General features: G+C 41.9%; 2 protein-coding genes. One reads left to right on the plus strand and one right to left on the minus strand.

Translation table 11 applies throughout. The annotated features are described in order from the left end of the window. Positions 1 to 575 precede the first annotated feature (575 nt). Positions 576 to 827 carry a hypothetical protein gene (locus CWC30_RS16535; RefSeq protein ID WP_138627652.1) on the plus strand — a complete coding sequence of 84 codons (252 nt, stop codon included), beginning with the start codon at positions 576 to 578 and terminating at the stop codon, positions 825 to 827. A gap of 242 nt (positions 828 to 1,069) precedes the next feature. On the opposite strand, the gene CWC30_RS16540 is transcribed toward CWC30_RS16535, so the two are convergent. Beyond that, positions 1,070 to 2,257, minus strand: a complete 1,188-nt coding sequence (locus tag CWC30_RS16540) for a vWA domain-containing protein (RefSeq protein ID WP_138627653.1) — start codon at positions 2,255 to 2,257, stop codon at positions 1,070 to 1,072. Positions 2,258 to 2,562 lie beyond the last annotated feature (305 nt).

Raw genomic sequence — 2,562 nt, forward strand, 5'->3', positions numbered from 1 at the left:
AAGGTTAAAGGTTAAAGGTGAAAGGTGCAAATCAAACGACCTTTGCATAAATACCGACTGTTGCAGACCGCGATAGGCTGCAACGAACAAGGGGCGACGATTAAAAATTATGATATCTATCCAAATTAGTTAAAATATGAATTAGATAGGGCTGAGTGAATGTACGATAATAATCCAATTGAGTTTATACAGCGCTTATTTGGTATTCCTTACTCAGGAAGACGATACTAAAATGGCAAGTCCGGCTAATCAACTCTCACCTACCAACCCTAAAAAAAGGGGGTCTATAGGCGTTTTATGTTTAATCATTACTCTCTATGCCTACAGCTTTAAATTAGAAATTAGCGCATTAAGTCTTATTGCTGAAAATGTAATTTCGTTAAAAATTAAACCTGCAGTAATTCCTTTGATAGTTATGATGCTCGCTTTTTTTGTACTCATCTACGGAATTTATCAAAGAATGCATGGTGATATATCAGAGAAATCGATGCGAAGGGGGCTATTTGTTGTTATAGGATGCTTCCCTCTATTTCTGATTACCTGATGGATTTATAGCTGGCAACTTAGTGATAAGCTTGAAAGTGAAAGGCTATTCCATTTGTCACTGGTATTCAGGAGCTTCACTAGGAGCTCCAAAAATTTGGCTTTCAGATCCAAGCTACTGTATTGAAAACGTTTATTTAGTAAGGATTGAATTACTTGAATGGCTAAAGCAACAGCGGCTAAGTGGAAAAACACCATCCATTGAAGTCTTCGAGAAGCAATTAGAACTCATGCTCAGTGAATACCATCAAAATATGGTGTATGAGCTACTTAAAATGTATTAACTAATTTTTTTTATCGCTTTACTTATCTCATTTAAACTAAGTGGCTACATGCGGTTGTTCATTAACGCGGTGCATCGGATTGTTTCTGTTGAATTCATCTCTGTTCGTCGGATGGCGTGGCTTCACCACTTATCCGACCTACGTTAAAGGTAGGTTGGTTAAGCCGAAGGCGCCACCCAACAAAGTTATAGATTCATGCCTAAAGCTCCGCTGCTAGCGCTGAGTCGTCTTAAATTAATATTCTAACTCAACTCTTTTATCGCTTTACTTATCCCATCTAAACTCAACGGGTACATTCTGTTATCCATCAGCTGCTTGATAAAATCAATTGATTGATAGTACGGCCAATGCTCAACCGGTTGTGGGTTGAGCCACGCGACTTTATCAAAGTGATTGGTGATTCGTGCCAGCCACGCACTGCCGGGCTCTTCATTCCAATGCTCTACCGATCCACCAGGGTAGGCAATTTCATATGGGCCCATAGTGGCATCACCCACAAATATAACTTTGTAGTCGCTGGTGAACTTATTAATCAGCGTCATAGTGTCGATAACGTTTGAATGGCGGCGTTGGTTATCTTGCCACACGTGTTCGTATAAACAGTTATGAAAGTAGTAAAACTCAAGGTGTTTAAATTCGCTGTGGGCGGCGCTAAATAGCTCTTCACAGGTATGAATGTAGTCATCCATTGAACCGCCAATATCAAACAGCATCAATACTTTTACTGCATTGTGGCGCTCGGGTGCCATTTTTACATCGAGCATGCCACCTTGTTTGGCGGTCGCGCGAATGGTCTCATTTAAATCAAGGGTGTCGCTTGCGCCAGTGCGGGCAAATTTGCGTAGTTTTTTAAGGGCGAGCTTTATAGTGCGTGAGCCAATTTCGCGGTCAGAATCGAGGTTACGGTATTCGCGCTTATCCCACACTTTTACCGCTTGGCGATTGCGGTTGCCATCTTGACCAATGCGAACGCCCTCAGGGTTATAACCATACGCACCAAAAGGCGAGGTGCCACCGGTACCTACCCATTTATTGCCGCCTGCGTGGCGTTTTTGCTGTTCTTCTAAACGCTCTTTTAGGGTTTTCATTAGCTCGTCTAGCCCGCCCATGGCTTTTAGTTGGGCTTTTTCTTCATCGCTTAGGTGCTTTTCAAACTCTTTACGCAACCAATCTTCAGGTAAGTTGTGTTGCTGTTTTAAGCTTTCGAGCAGGTCTAAGTCGGCAATACCGCTAAAGTAATCGCTAAAGGCTTTATCGAATCGATCAAAATGGGTTTCGTCCTTTACCATAATAGTGCGCGCTAAATGGTAAAAGGCGTCTACATCGGCAAATATAACGCCTTGTTTTAAAGCGTTAATTAAATCGAGTAACTCACGCAGGCTTACCGGTAAGCGGTATTCACGCAGCTTGAAAAAAAACTGTACTAGCATATTAGGGCCTGTTTATCTTTTGAGGTTAAATTTGCAGCAGTGTGTTTGGTATTTAGGCAAGGCAGAGCCTATGTAGTGTGGTTATTCCCCATAAATAGGCGATAACACAGCATAAATACCAAACACGCGCTGCCCGAAGGTTCGTCCTAGGGACGATTAACTCTTTGTTGCTCGGCTTTTACTTAGCCCACTAGGTTACAAACCTCGCGCCACGATTAAATCGTCCCTAGTTAGAACAAATTTTAATCCTGAAAGGTCAACAGGCCCAAGTCCCAATAAAAAAAAAACAGTAAGTCTACGTTTTG

Origin of the sequence: Pseudoalteromonas sp. S4741, assembly GCF_005886135.1 — a bacterium.
GTDB lineage: Bacteria > Pseudomonadota > Gammaproteobacteria > Enterobacterales > Alteromonadaceae > Pseudoalteromonas > Pseudoalteromonas tetraodonis.

What these genes read in the sequence shown, in the direction of transcription:
- CWC30_RS16540 (WP_138627653.1), bottom strand. Translation starts at nt 2,257, where the DNA reads ATGCTAGTACAGTTTTTTTTCAAGCTGCGTGAATACCGCTTACCGGTA.